Raw genomic sequence first — 20,866 nt, 5'->3', positions numbered from 1 at the left:
CGGCAAACCCCCAGCCGTGGTCTACTGGCTAAGAAAAGACGAAACCCAATCAGGTCAGCAGGAGCAAAGAGTAGCTTAATTTACGCTGAACACTGTCCAAACACTGGGGAGTAGCTCAGCTGGCTCGAATGCTGCTTGCTCAGAGCGTCACGGCTCTGGAGGTCTTTCTTGCAGACTCTCTCATTCTCACAGTTGGCGGCAACACGGATGTGCAGGCAAAATTGCTACGTTCGAAGGATCTCGGAATTGGCAGCACGCAATTCAAGCTTGCCGATGCGATCGGTGTGGAAGACTTTGCCAGGGAAAGGCTCCTGCAGCATCTACACGCCGTTTCGTATCACAATATGAAAAAAGTTTCGAACCTTTTTCGGGTAGGTTTGGGTATCGATATTTTGCCCAAAGGAGAGCAACTCGATCAGCTGCAGGCCGCGATCAAGATTCGCCATGATTGCGTCCACCGCAACGGTATCGATCGGGAAAGTGGCGAGCTTCATGACATTGGCCAGGCCTATATCATGGGTCTGTCCGAGATGCTGTTGAGCATGGCTAAATCCATAGATGAAAAGGTGGATGACTTCGAAAGTCCGTTTTAGGTTCAGCGACTTCGGATTCTCGGAAGTCGGGGCAACCGCTGCGCCGAGGGTGTGTTGTCGACTTGACGATCAAGGTGATATCCGGCACATTTCACTCGGCCTCTAGTGCATGCCAGTGTGCCCGCCACGCAAAGCTACGCAGCACTTCATTCTTAAATGAACAACCCAGACCAATTTCGGGATCTGGTTAGTAGCGGGCACCTAGTCGGATCCCTATTTTGGGAACTGAACAATGACTACCAAAACTAAAATCGATCAACTGAAGCTACTGGCAAAACGCTATGCGCATGCCACACGCTCAAACCAACATGAGGCACTTGATGCGATTGCCTCTGAGCTGGGCTTTCCACATTGGAAGGCGCTCACGGTCAAGGCCAAACAAGGCTGGATGCCGAGCGAGGAAGAGCTTGCCAAGGCCGATACCTTTGTTCGTGAATTCTTCCCCTCACTTGGAGGCAAGCCGCAATTCATTGAGCAAAGCATGTCGCGGCCAGTCAGCGAGCCAATCAAGCCAGGCGAGATTGACGGGCATGCCTACCAGCTCTTCGAGTTCTCCGGTGACATTCGCATGGAAGGTGATGGCTGGCGCATCCTCATAGGCGAGGCTGATTTCTCGCAGCCTATGGTAGAGATCGAGACGACACACAAAGAGACCAGCCCAGCCACTAATCCTGGCTTTGTCGAAAAAGCGCTCGTTATTGCGGAAGCCCAGGCTGCGAAAACTCGTGCAGCCATTGCTTCTGATTGGCCTCGGCGTTCGACCAAGCCAAATGCCAAAGGCGAAGTCGTTCACCCGCTACACGGTGACCGGGCAGCGGAATGGTTTTGTCTTCACTGCGATGGCAAAATCACGGGGGTTCAAATCGCTGATAACCTTTGGCACTGCCCGAGTTGTGGTGCATCTCCTCTGAACATCTTCACTTCGCCGTGGTGGTTGGAAGGTGGCGATCAGCAGCCAAAAGCTGTTGAATGTGTTGATGGTCGGAAGCGGCCCGAGCCAACAATCGACGTGGTGGATTCTAGGCCAACTCTGAGGCTGGATGACGAGAGTATTTCCTTGCTTCTGCGGGTCGCGCTTCTTGAAGATGCCACCAACCCGGGAGAGCGGCTCGGTGCATTGCTGGCTGAGATCAATGTCGATGATGAGAACGATGCTTGGATTACCTTCGACGAAGACCTTTGGCCTGAAGACAAAGACCCGGATGCGGCCATTGCGGTTGCCGACAAACTTGGCATCGAGCTTGAGCTTGCAATGACCTGTATGACGTTTCCGTTCGCTTGGCCGGGTTTGGGACATGTTACTGCCAGCACAAGCGAGTATCTCAGGCTTCTTCTGGACGCATACGAAGAACACGGGGTCATTGTTCGCAACAATGATGACCATGAGTGATTGAGCGCCACTTGGCTCCACCGGCTTTGTCGGTGGAGCTTCCATGGACGATCTCGGGTCCGCTTTGTGAGCGTTTGGTTTTTTCTACTCCTGAGGTTTTGTCTTGCTTTCCCTCTCGGTGGCGTTCTCAGCTTGAAACCAAAGATGTGGCGGAAGTGGAAGGCGATGGTGACGGCAAGCCATCAGCAACAAGGGTACCAACCCCCGCTGGATTGCCGACATTTCATGGAGCGCTTTGAAGTTCTTGACGATCTCATCGATCTGGCCTCCCAAAGTACGACTCTGCCCCTCCAGCTCCATCATCGGAACGGGGATTGCGATGCCCTGACTTGTTCCTTGCCGCCAGAAAAATTCTTCCGACCCATCTCGCGGAACCCAGACTTGCTGTGTCATGTCAGGAAGCTCCTCCGCGATGGTTTTCTCCAAAACGGCCAGTTGTTCAGTTTCTTGAATTCGCTCCAAGGAAACCTTCAGGAAAGGCACGAGAACGCTACCTTTGGTGGATTTCTTGAAATACTCATCGCTTAAATCGACCGGATGACGTGCCAACTCGCGATAGTCCTGGAAATGAGTGGGCCACGATTTTCTGAGCCGATATCGGTAATTCAGGCGCGACGCGATCTCCACCAAATAGCCAGAGACCTTCGGAACATCCCCTCCCCCTTGGGCCAATAGCATGAGCAAGCCGATTTCGATATGGTGATCATCGCGGAGCGGTGTTGTGAGTGTTGGGTTTTGATTGATCAGCGATACAGCAATGTTCTGACATTGGTCTCGTAGTCTCAGGTGCTGTTCACGTTGTTTCCCATCCGAATTCACACCTATGAAGTGATGCCATAGCCCAAGGAGTGCGGAACGCCCCATCGCCTCAAAAAGCGCAAGGTTGATATCAAGCTCGGAGCTCGACCGAACTGTGCTTGATACTGCGTGCTTTTTTTCCGCATGCGGTCCAATTTTCTCAACTATCAGTTTTTGACCGATCGATAGGTAGAGGGAAAGAACATGATCGACGATTTCTGAGCGTGCTTTGCGCTCCTTCTTCTTGGCGCTGGCGCTTCGATTGAGCACATCCCAAGAGTACAGTAAGGCAAGTTCACTGCACCGGTAGGGCGCTTCCAAATTCTCTGCGTCAACTCCGTTGCTTACCAAAATCCAGAGGCAGATAACCAGCTGGCGAAGGCGGGTTGTGCCTCGGTGATCGTCCTCAATTTCTTCGGTCAGTTCGTGTATCAGTTCTCGGAAATGCCGATATGACGTGTCTGGCTCGCTGATCATTGCCACGGCCTTCTGAAAGGCCACTCGGCGATCTACATCCAGAAGTTCTCTATTTAGAAGTCCGGACAAAATCAGGTTCGCTAGGCGATCCCCGTTCCACTCGCGGTAACGTATCTTGTCGGTCGTGTTGTTTTCGACGTAGCCTCGCCAATACGACCGAATGACTTCCTTTAGCTCACCTCCCATGCAAATGCAGATCGAAATCGGGAGCTTGGCATACTGTTCGGGGATACGATTTGGGATATAGTCGTAGCGTATCTCATCCAATGAGGGCATGACATCCTGAGGCTTGCCCCCGTTCCAGTCCGTTCGCCCCAAATCGCCAGATTTTATCAAGAAGAGGTGCAGCGCTTTCTCGCCGTCTGCGTCTGGATCGGGGCCGACTGCCGCCACGTCAACGCCAGCCTGCTTCGTTCCGCGTCCAGGATGATGAATGACCTCGTACCCGATTTCACTGAGCAGCTGAGGCAGCAGCACATCAAGCTCATCTCTTTCCTTGAGACCTTGAACATATTGCCGAACGACCAGCTTCATTGTTCAACCATCCGTTCGTTGCGAAACTGATGTAGCAGCATGTCCAGCCCGATGGGATCAACAAAGATTCCCTTCGGTAGCTCGGAGCTTATGCTGATCTCTGAAAAGGGCATGGTCTTTTGTTCCAGTTCCTCGGCACTCGTCATGATGTTGAAGGCAGACCTGTCGCCATAAAGCAGGTGCTGTGTTGTGAATAGATCTGCGAAAATGGACCGTCGTCCCGTCTCATCACGCGTGCGTTCAGCTTCTTCCATCTTTTGGAAATTGACCACAGCACGCGCGCTTTCACTTGGCTCAAATTCGACAATTTCGCGGGCTTCCCTGCAACCATCCCAAACCGCCTGTGCGCGTTGCAAAACCTCTTCGATATCCGCGCGACTAGTTTCGTTGTCTGTGGCAAAGGCCTCGAGCCAATCCTTCAGAGCACCACTGTAGCTTAGTAGCAATGGATCGTAGAGAAGGTCGATTGCATGCTGCTTGGCTTCAGGGTGGCCACGCTCCAAAATGGCGACAGAGAAGGCCGCTGCCGTCATTGGATGGATGAACAGATAGCCAATGGCTTTTCGGCAAAGAAAGATTTGCTCATCCGCAGTTTCCGGAAGCGGAATTTCATCGACTGCGAATAAAGGGGCAGTTTGGTTGATTTCAGAAATGGCTTGGTTAAGGGCGGCACAGGAGAAAAAGCTACCCGAAGACAACCAGTCCGTCGTCAACCGAGCAAGTTGTTCTGAGTTTCCGTGGGTCAGTTTGTGAAAAAATGAGTCCAGCGCATCACTACCAATGGCACCTTTAGAAATGTCGATGATCGCGCGGGTGGCAGAACTCGCACTCTGAATCTCGTTTCTATCGACTAGTTTCGACAAAGCCATGTCGATTTCATCGATGGTCCCCTTGTTCTCGGGTTTCACGGAAGCGAGTTGTCGCAAGCATTTGCCTGTCTCATCTTCGCTCATCTCCACTTGGTGCCAATTCAACAACGACGCTGCTAGATGGACGACGTGCTCATCGGCTGAGGCAAAAAGTTTGTCCAGAACGGGGAGGAGCAAAGAGCGATCTACGTCTGTATCTTTCGCGACAATGTCGTAGATGGCTTTAGTGATACCAACTGATGCCTTGATGTCCGCTGCCAACGCTAGGGCGATGGTTTGTTCCAAGGCGGCTCGGACTTGTTCCGAGTTCAATTGCATGCGCGAGAGTGCCAGCACACCAGCTGTTTGTTCTTCTTCGCTACGATCAAGGCATGCGATTGCCTCGCCGAAATCTGCCTTGGCTTGCAATGCGAACACCAGGTGAAGGCGGGCCAGTTCGTTCCCATCTTTAGCTAGCTGAATGACTTCGTCTGATCGACGCGGGTCAACTTCACACCATTTTCTGAAGGCAGCATTCGGTTGATTGGCGGCAAGGTCAGCACCGCCAGCTTCGACAAGTAATTGAACCAGTTCAGTTAATTCGGATGGTGCCGTTTGAAGAAGGGGGATGACCTCACATAGGATCGTTTGAACTTCGAAGAATCTCGAGCCTTCCAGCCCTGCCAGAAGCTCTCGGTCCTCTTGGGTAAACAACCGATTGCGCTTTGATGCAGCGACCGCGATCGCATCGATTAGCTGCTCGTCTTGGTATGCCCCCAGCGAAAGCTGGCAAACAAATCCCATAAAGCCGTTTGTGCCGATTTCGGCTTCAACTTGACTGGGCTTGAACTGTCGGTTCTTTCGCAACCGCGATATCTCCCTAGATTGTGTATTGGAATTATACTGCACCCTAGGTGTAGTTCCGCGACCTATGGGTGGCAACTTTAATGGTGTTTCTGTCGGTGCTGCGCTGCTGCGGTTGCGGGCAAGTTCTCCAGGTGGCCTCACCTCTGAACGACAGATCAATTTACGGCTAGCGCTTGGTCATGATGGGTGTGGGATCGCCATCCCATACGAAATCCCAAGTCGCACCCTGCCGAATGTTTTGCACCAAATGCGGACGAAGCGCGACCAAGCATTGGCCATCCGGCAGTCGTGAGGACGGATAAAGGATCCCATTGCCGTCTGAGCCAAGCACATCGCGGGCCAGGACTTGCCCCGCCGGGTATGCGGTCGCAGGGTCAGTGTGCAATGCGGCGTCTTCTGTTCCCGGGGCGAGTTCGTGAAACTGTGAAGTGAACCCGGCAAAAAGCTCCCTGTAGGACGTGAGGTTGTCGAACACGCCGGTCGCCTCAAGCTCTCGCGTCAGATGCCAGGATACCTCGGCTTGCGCGGTTTCGATCGCAAGATCTCCATAGGACGCGTACCACGCCCCGCGGTCCGGGCCATTGAACCTGTTGCCTGTCGGGCGGGTATAGCAGAATGCCGCATTCACCAGCGTCCAGCCATACCCGGCGGCCTCGGTCAGAAGTTCTCCAGGATGAAGGCCGCCCGGGATCGGCAAGGTGACGGACCGGCGCGCGGATGTCAGCCCTTCGATTTCCTCAAGGATTGCCAGTTCATCGTCATCATCCGCCAGTGGTGCCATGGCGGGCTCGTCGATATAGGCGGTGGAAATCAGCCGGACAGTTTTGGGATCTGTGAACTCGACCTGTGCCAGATCACTTGCTCTGATCACACGCCACCTCGGAGCGCGTCGATATGCTGGCGCATTTTCATCATCGCCGGAATGCCGCCTTCGCACATGATCTGAACCGGAGTCTTGCCGTTGAAGCCCGGCCCAGCATTGGCGGTCTTTGGCCAGCCAAATGTGAGAGGGCCGTTGAACAGAAGTCTCAATCCCTTGAACAACCCGATCAGCAAGCTTGCTCGGGTGACCTTGTCTTGGTCCAACACACCCTTGTAGGTGCCAGCCTTCATGCGCCCCCAGGTGGCTGTCGGGACATCGAACAGCATTGCTGCTTCCGCATTCGACAACCCCCAGGCATCAGCGGTCCGCACAACGCCTTTGATAATCGCGGCGATCTTGTCCTGTTGGTCAATTGGTTGGACATATGTCGGTTGAGGCGCATTTTGGATGGGTTCAAGCATGGCTAACTCCATATGAGTGGAAAAAACTTATCATATGATGAGGTTTTGTCAATATCCTAAATATAGCGTGCGTTGCCTGATTGGGTTGGCACGCCAGTGCTCTGGCGCTGTCCAGGTTCTTGGCTACGCCCGGAGCCGCGTGACTCGCGTCTCCGCCAATTCTGGAAACGATCCTTCGTGCACGTTTCAGATGAGGTCGCGGGCGAGACCGCGATCACTTGATCCAGCGGTCAGCCGGATCTCCGCTCTGCTCTAACCCGGCTGGCAGGTTTCAATTCCTTGAATCCGCCTGCCATCCTGCCGGCGCCCCGAACAGGGGCTCTGGTGTCGCGTTCCGCGCCAGCCTCCTCGGAGAAATCCGGTTCCTCCCGCGCGTGCGCTCGGGTCCCTCCCGATTTCACCGCTCCGGCCCCCTGTGTCGGGTCGCCGTCCGGTCGCAGGAGGGCTGCCGCCCTCCCCTGCTCTGCCCAGCCGAAAAGCACGGGGGCTTTTCGGACTGCGAGATCAGTCGAGGCCTCCGCCACTGGCGGAAGCGGACAGGGCTGAGAGGTCACAATAAAAGATTCCGCGCCGCTCTAACCACGAAAGGAGCAGGCCATGGGCCTTGATCAATACGCATATGTCAAAACCCCCGAAAGCGGCGATGAGGGCGAAAGCCCGAAATTCGTCTGGCGCAAGCATTCCAAGCTGCAAACCTTCATGGAGGCGCTCTACTCCGAGCGGACCGGGCTTTCCGCCTCCGATCTGAATTGCGGTGAGTTGAAATTGGAAACCACGGACATCGACACGCTGGAACAGGCGGTGAAGGGAAGCGCCCTGCCCCATTGCGAGGGCGGGTTCTTCTATGGGCATCAGTTCCAAGACGAGCAGGCCACCGAATACCACGACTACGATCTTGAGTTCTGCGCATGGGCGCGGGCCGAAATCGCACGAGGGTCGACCGTGATCTATTCCTGTTGGTGGTGACGCCGTAGGGCCGGACCCTCAGGCGTTCCGGCCCCCCTCCCCTACCCCATCAACAAAACGAGCCGCCGAGCGCCTGAACCGCGCTCTGAGCGGGCCTGACATCCATCCGAAAGGACAAACCAATGACAAAGCAACAGACCATCCAAACCGACACCGCCAGTGCCGTGATCCTGCAAATCCCCTTGGAGATGCTCTACATTTCCGATCTGAATCCCCGCAAAGCGGTTTCCGAGGCCCATATCGAGAGTCTTGCCGACAGCATCGAGCGCTTCGGTCTCATCCACAATCTCGCTGGCCTCATGGACGAGGACGGTATAGTCGGGATCGTCGCGGGCGGGTGCCGCCTCCGTGCCATCCAGATGATTGCGGAGCGCTCGAAGGCTCATCCTTTCAACACGGTTCCCGTCAAACTGGCCACTGACGCTGCCGAGGCCGAAGATTGGGCCAGCGCCGAGAATGCCGCCCGAGAGGATATGACCCCTGCAGACGAAATCCGCGCTTTTGGCCGCATGAAATCGCGCGGGGCCACGGTGCCGGAAATCGCTCTCGCCTTCGCCGTGACTGAGGCCCGTGTCTACCAGCGGTTGGCGCTGGCTGGCCTGCCCGAGCCGGTGCTGGACGCGCTGACCGCAGGGGAGATCAGCCTCGGCACCGCCAAGGCCTTCACCCTTTCCGATGATGAAGCCCTGACCCTGAACCTTCTGGATCAGGTGAAAGGGCAAGCCGTGTCTGAGGCCGCAATCAAGAACGCACTGCACCCCGACGCGATCAAGGCCACCGACCGCCGCGCCAAGTTCGTTGGCATCGAAGCCTATGAGGTCGAGGGCGGCACGGTCACACGCGATCTCTTCTCAGACGAAGTCTTCCTTGCCTCCCCTGCCCTACTGGATCGGCTCTTTGCTGAGAAGCTGGAAGCAGCCCGTGCCGATCTGATCGAGACACAAGGCTGGGCATGGGCCGAGGCTCGCAGCGAGGCCTGGCTCAACTACTATGAGTTGGATCAGATGAAGCTGGCCCGCCTCTACCCCATCGAGGGCGATCTGACCGAAGAAGAAGCCGAGGAATACGACGAACTGGCGGACCTCGCCAATGGTGGGGTTCTGGATGAGGACGGCAAGGCGCGGCTCTCCGAGTTGCAGGTCCTTCTCGACGGCGACTACTCCGAGGATCAGAAGGCCCATGCAGGCTGCATCATCCTTGTGAACGGGTCTGGCAAACTTGAGATCACAGCCGGTCTGGTTCGCCCCGAGGACAAGAAAGCCGCCATTGAGGCCGGTGTCCTGCAAGCGCCGCAGACCACCAAATCGGACACCCCGAAATCCCCCTACTCGCAAAAGCTGGTGGCCGATATGCAGGCGATCCGGCTGGCCTCGGTGCAGGCAGCGCTTCTGGCCAAACCGGAACTGGTTCTGGACCTTCTGGGTTTTGGTCTGTCGGAGGTTTCGGGCAGCTTCGAGAGCGTGTTCGGCATTCGGCTGGACCGCCCGACCAACGCGCCAAGCGTTGAGGACGGGTTCACTCGTGAGCCGCGTCTTGAGCACGGGATTGATGCCAGCGAATATTGGCAGAAAGGCACCCGTGTCGAAGATCTGTCGGAAGCGTTCGCTACCTTCCGTGAGACCGGCAAGAAAGCCCGCAACGCCCAGATCACCGAGGCGATTGCGCGAACCCTGCCCTATCGGGCTGGCGGTCCCGAGTTCTTCGGTCTGATTGCGGACGAAGCCGGTGCCGATATTCGCAGGCATTGGACGCCCACGGCAGAAAATTTCTTCTCGCGGGTGTCAGCGGGTCATCTGGTCGATCTGCTTTGCGAGCTCCTCGACTGCGATACCCGTGACGAACGTGTCGCCGGTTTCGCCAAGCTCAAGAAGGCGGAAAAGGCCGAGAAGATGGAAAAGCTGGTCAGTGACCCCACCACCCAGAAGCTCATGGGGCTGACAACGGATCAAAAAGCCAAACTCGACAAATGGGTGCCCGACTGCACCTGACGGCTCCTTCGTGGGGAGACCCAACTGGCCCCGCATCACGCGGGGCTTCTTTTTTGCCAAGTGATTGACCAGGAGCAGGGCCTGGAAAATTGTCCGGCGGCGGGGCAGAAGAACAAGCCCCCTGCCCCGCCGCCGGACCGGCGCTGTCCGCGCGGAAGCACCGCATCGGCGGCGCGATTTGGCTTCTACCCCAAAGTAAGACTTCACAGAGTTGTAGCGCGGTTAGATGTAACTATAAGAAAAATATAAAAAATATGAGGTCTGGTGATGAAAGAAATCTCGCGTGAGGAACTCTTTAAGCTCGTTTGGCGTAAGCCGATGACAAGGCTAGCGGAGGAATTTGGCCTCTCCGATCAGGGCCTTGCCAAAATTTGTACGCGCCATGCGATTCCGAAGCCACCGCCGGGATACTGGGCCAAGCGGGAAGCGGGAAAGGAGGTTGAGAGGCGCAACCTTCCCCCCTGCCCTGCGGGAACGCCCAGTATCATCCGGATCACGCAGAGGAGTCAGTTTCAAAGAAAATCCCGCGAAGGCAGGAAACGTGTTGAGGAGGTCGCAGTGAATATCGCCAAGACTTCCATCCCCGGGACGCTTCGCAATCTCCACCCGATCGTCGCGGCTTGGGTGGATGAACACCGAAAGGAACAAGTAGAGCTGCGCGCTCGATTTCGTGCCCACCAACCGGACGATCTTTGGTGGGGGGAGGAAGAATTGGCTGATCTAACGGAGAGGGATCTTTATCGCTTCCGGGTCACCAGCGCGCTCCTGAATTGGTTTGAAACCCAGGGAGGCCGTGCGCTCGAAGGCAGTATCCGTGGCAAATTGAAAATGGAGGTTTCCGGGGAAAAGTTTGAAGTCTCTGTTGTCGAAAAGATGTACCAGTTTCATGGGAAGCCTTCAGATGAGCCGAAGGGCTGGACCGCCTTTCCTTATCACCACAACAGCGCTCTGGCCCCCACCGGGTTCCTGCGCTTCACGATCACGACCTACCTTGGAACGGGTGTGAAGAAAGAATGGGTCGAAACGAGTAAGCTCAATGGTGAGGATTTACTTCCAACCGTGATTGCAGGCCTTTTGCTGGCAGGACCGGCCTTGGCCGCACGACGCGCGGAGTTTGCGGAGCGAGACCGTCGCATTGAGGCCGAGCGGGTCGCAGAGGAGGAGCGCCGTCATATGGCTCAGCTTGAGCAGGAGAAATGGCGTCTGTTTCGGGACCGGGCGAAGGACTGGGAAGAAGCGCAAAGGCTTCGATCCTTTCTCGCCGCACTTGAAGCGAACCCTCATGGTTTGGCCGATGAGATTGACGGTATGCCAGCCGCTGACTGGTTGAAATGGGCGCATCGCAAGGTCGAGGAACTCGATCCGTTGGCGGCCCCTTGACGTTAGATATTGGCGTCGACGCTGCTGTGTGGTGCGTCGCACTGGCCTTCCATCGGCGTTGCTTAGAATGCTGGTCGCAGGTCCTACCAAAATCACAAGGGGCGGTTCCCAGAATTCTCCCCTGCCCTAACGTGCATTCCTCGCGGAACAGAATTCTGGCCCCCTACCCCTCGCCGCTTCGCTTCGCCTTCGGTGTGGTTTTGGCCATGGTCCCTGCCCTTTGACCATCATCGCAACACCATAGAAAGGAACCTGGCGATGACTACCAACTGCATTCACTTTGACAGCCCCAACATCGAAAACGCCAAAGGCAGCGGTTCGATTTCCACCCTGACATTCGACATCGACATCACCGTTGAGCCCATCTCAAGCGACAATCCGATGGCCCCGACGCACCGTGTTCTGGGGCGCTCTCCCCGTGGTCGCCTGGTTGAATGCGGCGGGATCTGGAAGAAGCAGAATCGCGATACCGGCGCCGACTATTTCACGCTGACGATCCGGGACTTTGGCTTCAACGCCAATCTCGGCAAGGCAGCAAACCAGGATGATGACACGCGTCAGGCTGTCATTCCCTGGGGTCCGAAGGAAGCTCAATAAGACCTGCACCGGGCCATTTCTCGGCCCGGTGCACCCATTCCTCCGGCGCTGTTAACAGCTGTTAACTCGCCGATGCAGTATCGCTTCCCTAGTAGCCCGTTGGTTAGATAGCACAAATTGTGGAAAAATCCTTGACTTAGAAGGGTGAATCACTGCCTTTAGAGTCAAGTTGCGCAAATAAGCGCGTTCGAGCAGAGAAATTGCAACTATGTTTCAGACGGCACCCATCGAAGCGGCCTCTCAATCCGAACTTACAAGCCAGATGGCGGCGCGTCTACACACGGCGCTTACCACGCATCTTCAGCAGGCTTATGCACCCGATCAGCGCAAAAGTTTGAGACTATTCAGCGCAACAGAGACTGCTGAACTGCTCGGCGTGACGGGACAGTTTCTGCGTAAGTGCCACAGCGAAGGGTCCCTGCCCGAACCTGAAGTTATCAAGAACGGGCGTCGGTTCTATTCCGGTGAAGAGATTCTGCAAGCGCGCCACCTCTTGGAAGCAAGCTCTCGTAAACCTGGAAAGTACCTTCCCGGGCGTCGCGAGGGTGACAAGCTTCAGGTCATTCAGCTGATGAACTTCAAAGGTGGTTCCGCCAAATCCACTTCCGCCATCCACCTTTGCCACTACCTTGCTTTGAGCGGCTATAGGGTCCTGGCGATTGACCTGGACCCGCAAGGAAGCCTCACGGGATTCTGCGGAATTCAGACGGAACTGGAATTTGAAGGCGCGTCAATTTATGACGCGCTCCGCTACGAGGATCCCGTGCCCATGTCGGAGGCCATTGTGGAAACCTACTTCCCGGGTCTCCACCTCGCGCCAGCCCGTCTTGTGCTAAGCGAGTTTGAAACCGAGACCGCAGTCAATGCGGGCCGCGGCGATGCTTTCTTTGAGAAGCTCAGCAAAGCGATTCAGTCCGTTGAGAGCAATTACGATGTGGTAGTCATCGACAGCCCACCAGCACTTGGGTTTCTAACCTTGACGGGCCTATATGCGGCCACCTCGGTCATCGTGCCGATGACACCAAGCATGCTCGACCTGGCGTCCACACAGCAATTTGTCGAGATGACCTCCGCCTATTTGGGCGTAATCGAAGACACGGGCGTCAAACTGGATCATGATTTCTTTTCCTTCCTCATAACGCGCGATGACCCGAGCGATATTCCAAGTCAGCAGATCGTGAGTCTGATGCGCGCATTGTTTCAGGACCGCGTCGTTGGTGCGACGGGCCTACGCAGTACGGCTATTGGCGACGCATCGATGCTCAAGATGTCGATCTATGAGGTCGCGCGTTCTGAGATGACACGGTCGACCTACGATCGCGCTAAAAACAGCATGGATGCGGTTGGTGCTGAGATCGCGGGAATGCTTCAACAGGCATGGGGGCGGTAATCATGGCAATGGGGAAAAACAAAACCGGCATCATGGCCGCGATTACTGCGGCGACTGAAGCCGCGAAAGACAGTGGTTCAGAGCGGGCGCATCGGACATTGCCCAAGGGGACCATTGGGTCTGTTCGCGCAGGACTCGGCGGTATTCAAGATATCGATACAAACCTCATCTTGGCATGGGGTCCAAAGGACCGGCTCGATATCGAGTTAACAGCTGTTAACAGCGCCGAGCCGCCTGAATCGATCCAGGACCTGGCATCCAGTATCGCTGAAGCGGGGCAACAAGTGCCCGTTCTTCTTCGGCCGTCTAAGGAGCGCGATGGGCATTTCGAGGTGATCTACGGGCAGCGACGGATTCTTGCTTGTCGGCATCTTGGTATCCCAGTGCGGGCTCTGATCCGGACGCTCGACGATACAGACGCCTTGATGGCAAAAGGGCTCGAAAACGCTGGCCGCGCGGAACTGAGCTACTATGAACGTGTTCGTTTTGCGAAAGCGATCCTAGAGCAGGGATACTCCCGCGCAGAAGTTTGCCAGGCCTTGGCGATCAGCAAAAACACGCTGTCTCAGCTTGAACGTATCAATCGCCTGGTTCCCGGCAGTGTCGGTGAAGCAATCGGCGCGGCTCCAGGGGCAGGGCGCCCGAAGTGGACAACCCTCGCAACTGCGTTTGAGAAGGAGCAGCTGACCGAGCAAGCAGCGCTCAGAGTGCTTGGCCGATCCGGTGAGTTGGAATCCGACACCCGTTTGGAGCTCGTGCTCAAGGAGATCGGAAAGCGCGGAAAGCAAGAACGGGCTGTTGAAGAGCGCTCTCCACTTCCTGGCGTTCAGATCAAGAATGGAAAGTCCGGCCTCTCGGTGACCGTCAAGAGGGCAGGGGGCAATACGAAATTCGCAAACTGGCTGGACCAAAATCTGGACCAGCTCATTCAGGATTCCTTCGAGCGGTTTCAATCAGAAAACCACGAAGGATAGGGGCGGTTAACAGCTGTTAACCGTCAAAACGGAGGCAACGAGCAGAAAGGAGAACGGCACCAAAAAGAAAACCCTCGAAACCGAAGTCCCGAGGGCTGCTGCGCACAAGGCGCGATTTGTTTTGACACTACAATCCTAGCAGCCCGCGAATCGCTAAACAACGAAAAACGTCTTTGGGCGAACAGGTTTTCTGTGCCTAGTTAGAAAATGAAGAAATTTAATGATGCTCCGCATGGAGCAACTGGGACAGGCATGCCTCAGAACGGTGGAGGTATGTCCAATATCAACCAAACCTCGGGCTGGCGTAAGGCAACGGTTGGACTTGCTGTCGCTGAACAGCACGCACAGGTCGGCGAAAAGGCGGCTGTTCCCAAATCGCAGGCCTTTGTTGCCGTGAAGCGTGTAGGAGCCCATATCGGCCTCAAAGCTGGCGACATGCTGCTTCTCGATACGCTGGGAGCGTTTACACAGGTTCAGGACTGGGAAGAGGGGCAGCGTCCGATCGTTTGGGCGTCCAACGCCTATCTGATGGAGCAGACGGGCTTCTCGCTGTCAGCGCTAAAGCGCCATGCGCGCCGCTTGGCCGAGATCGGTGTGATCTCCTTCAAAGACAGTCCCAATGGCAAGCGCTGGGGCCACAGGGACCCGGACGGACGTATCATCGAGGCCTATGGCTTCGATCTGTCGCCGCTGTCGGCGCGTGTCGAAGAATTCGAGCAGCTACAGGCCGAATTGCAGGCCGAGCGCGAGCTCTGCCAGCGCCTGAAGCGCCAAATCACGGTTGCGCGCCGGATGATCCGCGCCCGGATCGAGGCGGCCTTCAGCAGCACGCTGAGAGGGCCCTGGGCGCATCTTACAGGGCTGTTCGAGGACCTCCTGGACCGTCTGCCACGTCGGAACATGGGTTCTGAGACGCTTGAGCGGCTCCTGGCATGGTTCAGGGAGCTTCAGGAGCGCGTGGAGGCGACTTATCTCAAAGCAGTTCGCGCGGATGAGGTTGTGGAAAACACCGCTGAAACCACCGAGCAAGTTAGTGAAAAGACTCAAGAAATGGACCCCAGGGAGGTCATTTCTGACCCTCATATACTAATTACAACTCAACTTAATCCTGTAACCTGTAATCGCTCAGAAACTGAGCAAGCGGCGGGCGTGGTGCCCAATGCGCCACCGGAAGAGCAGGTGGATAGGGAGTTGGAAGATTGGGTTGCCGAGACACGCAAGAAACGCGGTGCTGCGCTTGATTTGCCGACGGTGATGCAAGCTTGTCCTGAATTCGCGTCCTGGGCGCGCAATATGGGCGGATATCTGAAGGATTGGGGCGACTTGCACCGGGTTGCCGGGCAGTTGAGACCCATGATCGGCGTTTCAGAGCACGCCTGGAACCTCGCTCAGGACCGACTTGGGCTTCAAATCGCAACAGCGGCGCTGGTTCTCACGTTCGACAAGCATTGCGCCGGCGAAGTGGCGTCTCCAGGGGGATATCTGCGTGGCATTGTCCAAAAAGCCGGGGCAGGGGATCTCCATCTCGAGCGCAGCTTCTATGGTAGGCTCAGTGGGCAGGCGGCATGAAGAAGGCGGTCCACTGGTCGATGCCCGCAGGTTTACTGCACAGTGAATCTGCGAGATTTCGCAAATATGGGTCTGAACTTTTCGAAAGCCTGTCTGAGTTTTCTACTGTGGATCATAGGGCAGGGGAGGGGATGCGAGCTTTTCTCGAATAAACCGGAGAAAAATTCTCTCTATATTGTTTAGATCGGAGTTTTAGGCAGATTATGCTTCGCCACCTTGATTTGTGTGGTGTGAGGCTTTATACCGGAGAAAAATCCGAACTAAGCCTTTAAAGCCGGAAAAATATCCGGTGTAACTCTAGGAGAGCGTTGTGGGCTCGTTACAAGTTAAATCCGCTTTGTCGCAGCTCGGTCGCGATATCCAGACGGCGCGCAAAAGGCGCCGCATGTCGGTTGCGGATTTCTGTAGCCGGATTGGCGTTAGCGATAAGACTCTCGCAAAGCTTGAGCGGGGTGATGGCGGCGTCCGGCTTGAGACCTTTGCCATGGCGCTTCTCGCTCTGGGCATGCTGGACCGGTTGGCCGGGATCGCGGATCCAGCCTCGGATGCCACCGGCATTGGATTGGACCGGGAGAAACTCCCAGAACGCATTCGGCGGCGTGGGCAAAAGGACAAGAAGACCGTCCCAGTCAACCAAAGTGACGCGTCACAGGGGCCGACGGTGCTAGATGATGATGAAGGGACGGCATTTTAATGCCTGAGGCAACCGTTGTTCTTGGGGACGCCTGCATCCCCGTCGGTCGTTTGATTTTTGAAACCGATGGGCGTCGGTCTCATTCCACGTTCATCTATGATGAAAGATGGCTTGAAAACCCGTTAGGATTTGATCTCGCTCCGGATATGTCGCGCAGTCGTGCGCCTTTCCATTCTTCGGCAGAAGGACGGGAAAGCCGTCGTCGAGATGTTCTGGCGGGGCCCTTTACGGACACATCACCTGATAGTTGGGGGCGCAAGCTCATTCGCAGGGTGCATGGCGTGGGCGCGACGGAGTTCGACTATCTGGTTGCAGCTGATGACAGGGCCCGACAGGGAGCCTTGCGGTTTTTGAATGAAGAGGGTGAGGTGTTCCACCCAGATCAGCCCCCTGTGCCACGCCTGGCAAATATTGAAGAGCTTCGTGCGATCGCAGCACGGTATGAACGCGATCCGGATGGGGCTGAAGCCGAAGCGCGTGATCTTGTGGGTGCGGCAGGTTCACTTGGCGGTGCACGCCCCAAAGCCAATGTCGTGGATGGCCAGGAGCTTTGGATCGCCAAATTCACCTCAATCGATGATACATGGCCCGTTGAGCGGTTGGAAATCGCCACGCTAAATATGGCGCGCGCGGTAGGTATTCGAACACCTGAGGCCCGACTTGAACTGGCCGCCAGCAGGCATCCTGTGGGGCTCATCAAACGCTTTGATCGCCGCAAAGGTGGTCGTCTGCCATATATGTCGGCCCGTACGGCTCTGGGGAAAAAAGGATCTGCTCACGGTTATTACACCGACATTGCAGATGCTCTTCGTCAAATGTCTGTTCTTCCTGACAGGGACATTCTGGAGCTTTGGCGGCGTCTGTTGTTCACCGTGCTGATCACAAACACCGATGATCACCTGAAAAATCATGGATTGCTCTATGTGCGCGACAATCGATGGCGCCTGTCACCGATGTTTGACGTAAACCCGCAGCCACGCAGGCAACCCACATTGGAAACGGGGATCAGCGACATTCATGGCTTTGAGCCTTCCGTGGAAGCGGTGATAGATGCCGCGCCATTCTTTGATATTGAGTCGGAAGATGCCAAGGCTATGGTCAGGGAAATGGCAAAAACGGTAACCGAGACCTGGAGCGAAACGCTCCGCCATCATGGCATTACCGGGGCTGCGCATAGAAGATGCGCACCAGCCTTTGAACATGAGAGGATGGAGACGGCTCTCGGATTGTAAGCGGATCCGTTAAGGCGGACCATCTCAACATGGATGCCAGACGTTGCCACAGTGGACGTGACAAAGCGTGCAACATGTTTGTGCGAATGATGGGTGCCGAATTTTAGCCCCTTGAACCTCCTCCTTTTCATCCCCGTGCGAGCAGGGGGATCGCGGGTTTGGCGGACGCCGCCACCCGCGCAATGGCCTGCCCGCTCCATTCGCTGACGCTCCCGGGTTGACCATGCCCGGTCGGCTCATTCCGTCCGCCATTTCCTCCCGCGTCCCGCACGGGGACGAGACAAAGGAGGATCACATGGCAAAGCCCGACATCTATACCCGCATCACCAAAAAGATCATTACCGATCTCGAAGCTGGCACCCGGCCCTGGCATAAGCCCTGGAGTGCCGATCATCTCGCCGGTCGCATCACTCGGCCCCTGCGCCACAACGGCATCGCCTACCGCGGCCTCAACATCATCCTGCTCTGGACCGCGTCCGTTGCCCATGGTTACGCCGCACCCACGTGGATGACCTATCGCCAGGCGCTCGAGCTCGGCGGGCAGGTCCGCAAAGGGTCCAAGGGCCAACTCGTCATCTATGCCGACAAGATGCGCAAAACCGAAACCGATGATGCGGGCCAAGACCGGGAGGTCGAGATCCCCTTCATGAAAGGCTACACTGTCTTCAACGTCGATCAGATCGAGGGACTGCCCGAGACCTACTACGAGGTGGCTGAGCCGATGCGCGAGCCTGCCGAGCGTGATACCAGGACGGAAGCGTTCTTCGCTGCGACCGAGGCCGATATTCGCCATGGTGGCAACCAGGCCTTCTATGCGGTTGAACCCGACTACGTTCAGATGCCGCCCTTCGAGACCTTTGAATCCCCTGAAGCGTACTATTCAACCCTCGGTCACGAGGTTTGCCATTGGACTCGCCATCCGAAGCGCCTCGATCGCAGCTTTGGCCGCAAACGCTGGGGCGACGAAGGCTATGCCCAAGAGGAACTCGTCGCCGAGCTCGGGGCTGCGTTTTTGGCAGCCGATCTGGACCTGTCGCCAGAGCCGCGTGACGAGCACGCCGCCTATATTGCGCATTGGCTCGAAGGTTTGCGCAATGACAAGAGGTTTATCTTCCAGGCTGCCGCGCATGCGCAGAAAGCCGTTGATTATCTGCATGAGCTGCAGCCCAAGCCGGAGGAGGTGGCCGCATAGGCGGCCTCAAGTCGAGTTGATCTCACCATACGAAGACCTTCATAGCAGCCCCATCCAACAGCTGGGCTGCGTCGTCAATCGTGATTGCCGCCGCACGCGCGGATTGTTGACAGGGCCACTACTTGTCGATTGTTTATTTGTTGCAGTCGGCCAGATAACGGCAGTAGGCGCTCGACAAGTGTACGATCAACTGAGCTTGCTCCTGGGAAGGCACTTTTGTTGGGCTGACATGCCGACCAAAATTGGATGAAAAGCCCCACATCTGTTTCAGAGCCCCATCCAATGGAGCTGGCAATCCAATTTTTGAAGCGAGTTTTCCAAGGTCCTCATTGGTACCGGAAACGTAACGAGCAGTTGCCTCAAGGGCGCCCAAGGCATGGTGAATTGCGCCGGTCAAATCCGCCTCAGGACGTCGCGAGAGATCACTCAAAGCTTCCCGGATTTCCTTAGCTGCCACATCGAAACCGGTCTGTGCTAATGCGGTTTGGGAAGACTGGACGGCTTCTTCAAAGTCAGCATCACCACGCATTACAATGCCATCGCCTGCAACCAGTTGCCAGCCAGCCCCAGTGTCAACGAATACTGAGTTGATACGATCAGCAAACTCTACCGTTACTTGGTAGCCGTATGTCCCTTCAATGAACGATACAAGACCTTCAATCGCGTCATATACGCGATACCATTCCACGTCTTGAATGATGCGTTCGACCTCATCCCGGATATTTGGGATCTCGCTCCAGTTTCCTTTGTCCGGTGCCAGATAAAGGGTGCGGCAAATAGAGGTGCGTATTTGCTCATAAGAGAGATGGTCGTAAGCGGCTTGAATGACTGCGTGGCGTAACCCCTCTGGAGCGTCATGACGAAATCGGATGGCCGGGGGTGATGCGAACCCGTGTCGTTTAGAAAACATTGCCCAGAAACCTACTCTTATACTTGCTCTGCCTCGGTAAACCTAAACTGTCATTAACCGCCAATGCACGTGGAATGAAAGTTTTTGGTAGTGCTTACAGTTTACAAAACTAACTTTGGCCGTGTGACGCAAAACCGGTAAACACGTTTCGCTCCAATCGATCTCCGTGTTCAGTAGGTCGGCCGCATTCGAGAAATCCGTGGGATATCAGTCTGCTGGGAACCGGCGTTGTTCAATGCCGCGATGGCGCCTCCACCATGTCATCTGTGCTGAGTTGGAGACAGCCACGCCAGAGCGGCGTCTTCCAGTAAATCTTTTCGGACCGTTTGTCGCCATCGCTGGTCTCTGCCAGAAACCCGATCCAGCTCAGGGGCCGCAATACATGGGTGAACAGAAACCCCGCGTGGTCGTAATATTCCCGATCATAGACGCCTCGCCGTTCCAAACCGTAGAGCGTCTTCACCAGATGCGGCTCGGTCAGGCCCTGTTCCGCTTCGACGTTGATGATGTTGAGGAAGATGTCCCAGTTGCCCGGAGCCGTGAACTCGGACCGAGCGGTGCGGGCGTGATTGTAGCGGAAGAGGTAGGTGTCGGCGAAATCTGTGAAGAAAGCGCCACGGTTTGATGCCTGCGCTCTGGCTTTCTTTGAGACCTGGAACTTACCCTTTACGTGTCGGCCCAATTTCATGACGATCATGAGGTCATGCACGACCATGGCCGGCGCGACATCCCACTCGTTGAGCACCTTGTTCAATCGAAGAAGTTCTTCTGCCTTGTAGCCCGGCCAAGGTGAATGCTCCGCCATCCAGTGCGCGAACTTCCGGTTGAACGCCTTGGTTTGTGTCAGTCCGATCCCGCCGTTTGTGTCGGCATAGGCGAAGGCGAGCTCCATGGCCTGCAGCAGCCGGGATTGGTCCAGGATAGGGTCGTTATCGGCAATGGGTCGAAGCTTGATCATGCCCCGCCATATCAGGTTGCGCAGGGACATGTCATTCCGGTCGTTGCAGCTTCATCCAAGTTCAGACGTCAGCCACCTTCGGAGCATCCAACCTCCATTTCGGTCTGGCGTGATCGGCACGCAGCCCGGCCACCTCTGTTCCCCTTCGTTTTCTTCCTGATGCAATCTCCGTGACCTGGCCCGTCTGCCGGGCGCGGCTTTCAGCCACCCCCTTCAAGCAGAACT

18 protein-coding genes are annotated in these 20,866 nt (G+C 56.1%); 12 read left to right on the top strand and 6 right to left on the bottom strand.

Annotation, left to right across the window (positions count from 1 at the left end; genetic code table 11):
- Nucleotides 1–128 precede the first annotated feature (128 nt).
- Both PGB28_RS19555 and PGB28_RS19550 read left to right on the top strand, forming a co-directional pair.
- Nucleotides 129–593: a hypothetical protein gene (locus PGB28_RS19555; RefSeq protein ID WP_271423219.1), complete on the top strand. Its 465-nt coding sequence runs from the start codon at nt 129–131 to the stop codon at nt 591–593.
- 232 nt (nt 594–825) lie between these two features.
- Nucleotides 826–1,983 (top strand): P-loop NTPase family protein, encoded by a 1,158-nt coding sequence (locus PGB28_RS19550; protein ID WP_271423218.1) that lies wholly within the window; start codon nt 826–828, stop codon nt 1,981–1,983.
- Between the two features lie 84 nt (nt 1,984–2,067).
- Here PGB28_RS19550 and PGB28_RS19545 read toward each other — a convergent pair whose 3' ends face one another.
- The 4 genes from PGB28_RS19545 to PGB28_RS19530 all read right to left on the bottom strand — a co-directional run bounded on the left by PGB28_RS19545 (nt 2,068) and on the right by PGB28_RS19530 (nt 6,791).
- Nucleotides 2,068–3,792, bottom strand: a complete 1,725-nt coding sequence (locus tag PGB28_RS19545; RefSeq protein WP_271423217.1) for a hypothetical protein — start codon at nt 3,790–3,792, stop codon at nt 2,068–2,070.
- Nucleotides 3,789–5,507, bottom strand: coding sequence for a hypothetical protein (locus PGB28_RS19540; RefSeq protein WP_271423216.1), 1,719 nt, complete (start codon nt 5,505–5,507; stop codon nt 3,789–3,791). Before PGB28_RS19540 ends, PGB28_RS19545 begins: the two co-directional genes overlap by 4 nt.
- A 166-nt stretch (nt 5,508–5,673) precedes the next feature.
- Nucleotides 5,674–6,378 (bottom strand): RES family NAD+ phosphorylase, encoded by a 705-nt coding sequence (locus tag PGB28_RS19535; RefSeq protein ID WP_271423215.1) that lies wholly within the window; start codon nt 6,376–6,378, stop codon nt 5,674–5,676.
- Nucleotides 6,375–6,791 carry an antitoxin Xre-like helix-turn-helix domain-containing protein gene (locus PGB28_RS19530; protein ID WP_271423214.1) on the bottom strand — a complete coding sequence of 139 codons (417 nt, stop codon included), beginning with the start codon at nt 6,789–6,791 and terminating at the stop codon, nt 6,375–6,377. Before PGB28_RS19530 ends, PGB28_RS19535 begins: the two co-directional genes overlap by 4 nt.
- Nucleotides 6,792–7,388: 597 nt before the next feature.
- On the opposite strand from PGB28_RS19530, the gene PGB28_RS19525 reads away from it, so the two are divergent.
- The 10 genes from PGB28_RS19525 (at nt 7,389) to PGB28_RS19480 (ending at nt 18,773) form a co-directional block, all read left to right on the top strand.
- Nucleotides 7,389–7,757: a phosphoglycerate kinase gene (locus tag PGB28_RS19525; protein ID WP_271423213.1), complete on the top strand. Its 369-nt coding sequence runs from the start codon at nt 7,389–7,391 to the stop codon at nt 7,755–7,757.
- Nucleotides 7,758–7,879: 122 nt separating this feature from the next.
- Nucleotides 7,880–9,745 (top strand): ParB/RepB/Spo0J family partition protein, encoded by a 1,866-nt coding sequence (locus PGB28_RS19520; RefSeq protein WP_271423212.1) that lies wholly within the window; start codon nt 7,880–7,882, stop codon nt 9,743–9,745.
- 267 nt (nt 9,746–10,012) lie between these two features.
- Nucleotides 10,013–11,125: a hypothetical protein gene (locus PGB28_RS19515; RefSeq protein WP_271423211.1), complete on the top strand. Its 1,113-nt coding sequence runs from the start codon at nt 10,013–10,015 to the stop codon at nt 11,123–11,125.
- 258 nt (nt 11,126–11,383) lie between these two features.
- Nucleotides 11,384–11,722, top strand: coding sequence for a DUF736 domain-containing protein (locus PGB28_RS19510; protein ID WP_271423210.1), 339 nt, complete (start codon nt 11,384–11,386; stop codon nt 11,720–11,722).
- Between the two features lie 208 nt (nt 11,723–11,930).
- Nucleotides 11,931–13,112, top strand: a complete 1,182-nt coding sequence (gene repA / locus PGB28_RS19505; protein WP_271423209.1) for a plasmid partitioning protein RepA — start codon at nt 11,931–11,933, stop codon at nt 13,110–13,112.
- 2 nt (nt 13,113–13,114) lie between these two features.
- Nucleotides 13,115–14,086, top strand: coding sequence for a plasmid partitioning protein RepB (gene repB / locus PGB28_RS19500; RefSeq protein WP_271423208.1), 972 nt, complete (start codon nt 13,115–13,117; stop codon nt 14,084–14,086).
- Between the two features lie 273 nt (nt 14,087–14,359).
- Nucleotides 14,360–15,655 (top strand): plasmid replication protein RepC, encoded by a 1,296-nt coding sequence (gene repC, locus PGB28_RS19495; RefSeq protein WP_271423207.1) that lies wholly within the window; start codon nt 14,360–14,362, stop codon nt 15,653–15,655.
- 385 nt (nt 15,656–16,040) lie between these two features.
- Complete coding sequence (locus tag PGB28_RS19490; RefSeq protein WP_271423206.1) at nt 16,041–16,349, top strand: helix-turn-helix domain-containing protein; 309 nt, start codon at nt 16,041–16,043, stop codon at nt 16,347–16,349.
- Complete coding sequence (locus PGB28_RS19485; RefSeq protein ID WP_271423205.1) at nt 16,349–17,581, top strand: type II toxin-antitoxin system HipA family toxin; 1,233 nt, start codon at nt 16,349–16,351, stop codon at nt 17,579–17,581. Before PGB28_RS19490 ends, PGB28_RS19485 begins: the two co-directional genes overlap by 1 nt.
- Before the next feature lie 295 nt (nt 17,582–17,876).
- The gene (locus PGB28_RS19480) at nt 17,877–18,773 is read left to right on the top strand and encodes an ArdC family protein (RefSeq protein ID WP_271423204.1); all 897 of its coding nucleotides are present in this window, start codon (nt 17,877–17,879) and stop codon (nt 18,771–18,773) included.
- A gap of 133 nt (nt 18,774–18,906) precedes the next feature.
- Here PGB28_RS19480 and PGB28_RS19475 read toward each other — a convergent pair whose 3' ends face one another.
- Both PGB28_RS19475 and PGB28_RS19470 read right to left on the bottom strand, forming a co-directional pair.
- Complete coding sequence (locus PGB28_RS19475; RefSeq protein WP_271423203.1) at nt 18,907–19,683, bottom strand: AbiJ-NTD4 domain-containing protein; 777 nt, start codon at nt 19,681–19,683, stop codon at nt 18,907–18,909.
- Nucleotides 19,684–19,915: 232 nt separating this feature from the next.
- Nucleotides 19,916–20,641 (bottom strand): hypothetical protein, encoded by a 726-nt coding sequence (locus PGB28_RS19470; protein WP_271423202.1) that lies wholly within the window; start codon nt 20,639–20,641, stop codon nt 19,916–19,918.
- Nucleotides 20,642–20,866: the final 225 nt, after the last annotated feature.

It is taken from the genome of Primorskyibacter aestuariivivens, from assembly GCF_028023675.1.
Classification (GTDB): domain Bacteria; phylum Pseudomonadota; class Alphaproteobacteria; order Rhodobacterales; family Rhodobacteraceae; genus Marinovum; species Marinovum aestuariivivens.
The sequence above is the reverse complement of the archived record's forward strand: the minus strand, read 5'-3'. Positions and strand labels throughout refer to the sequence as shown.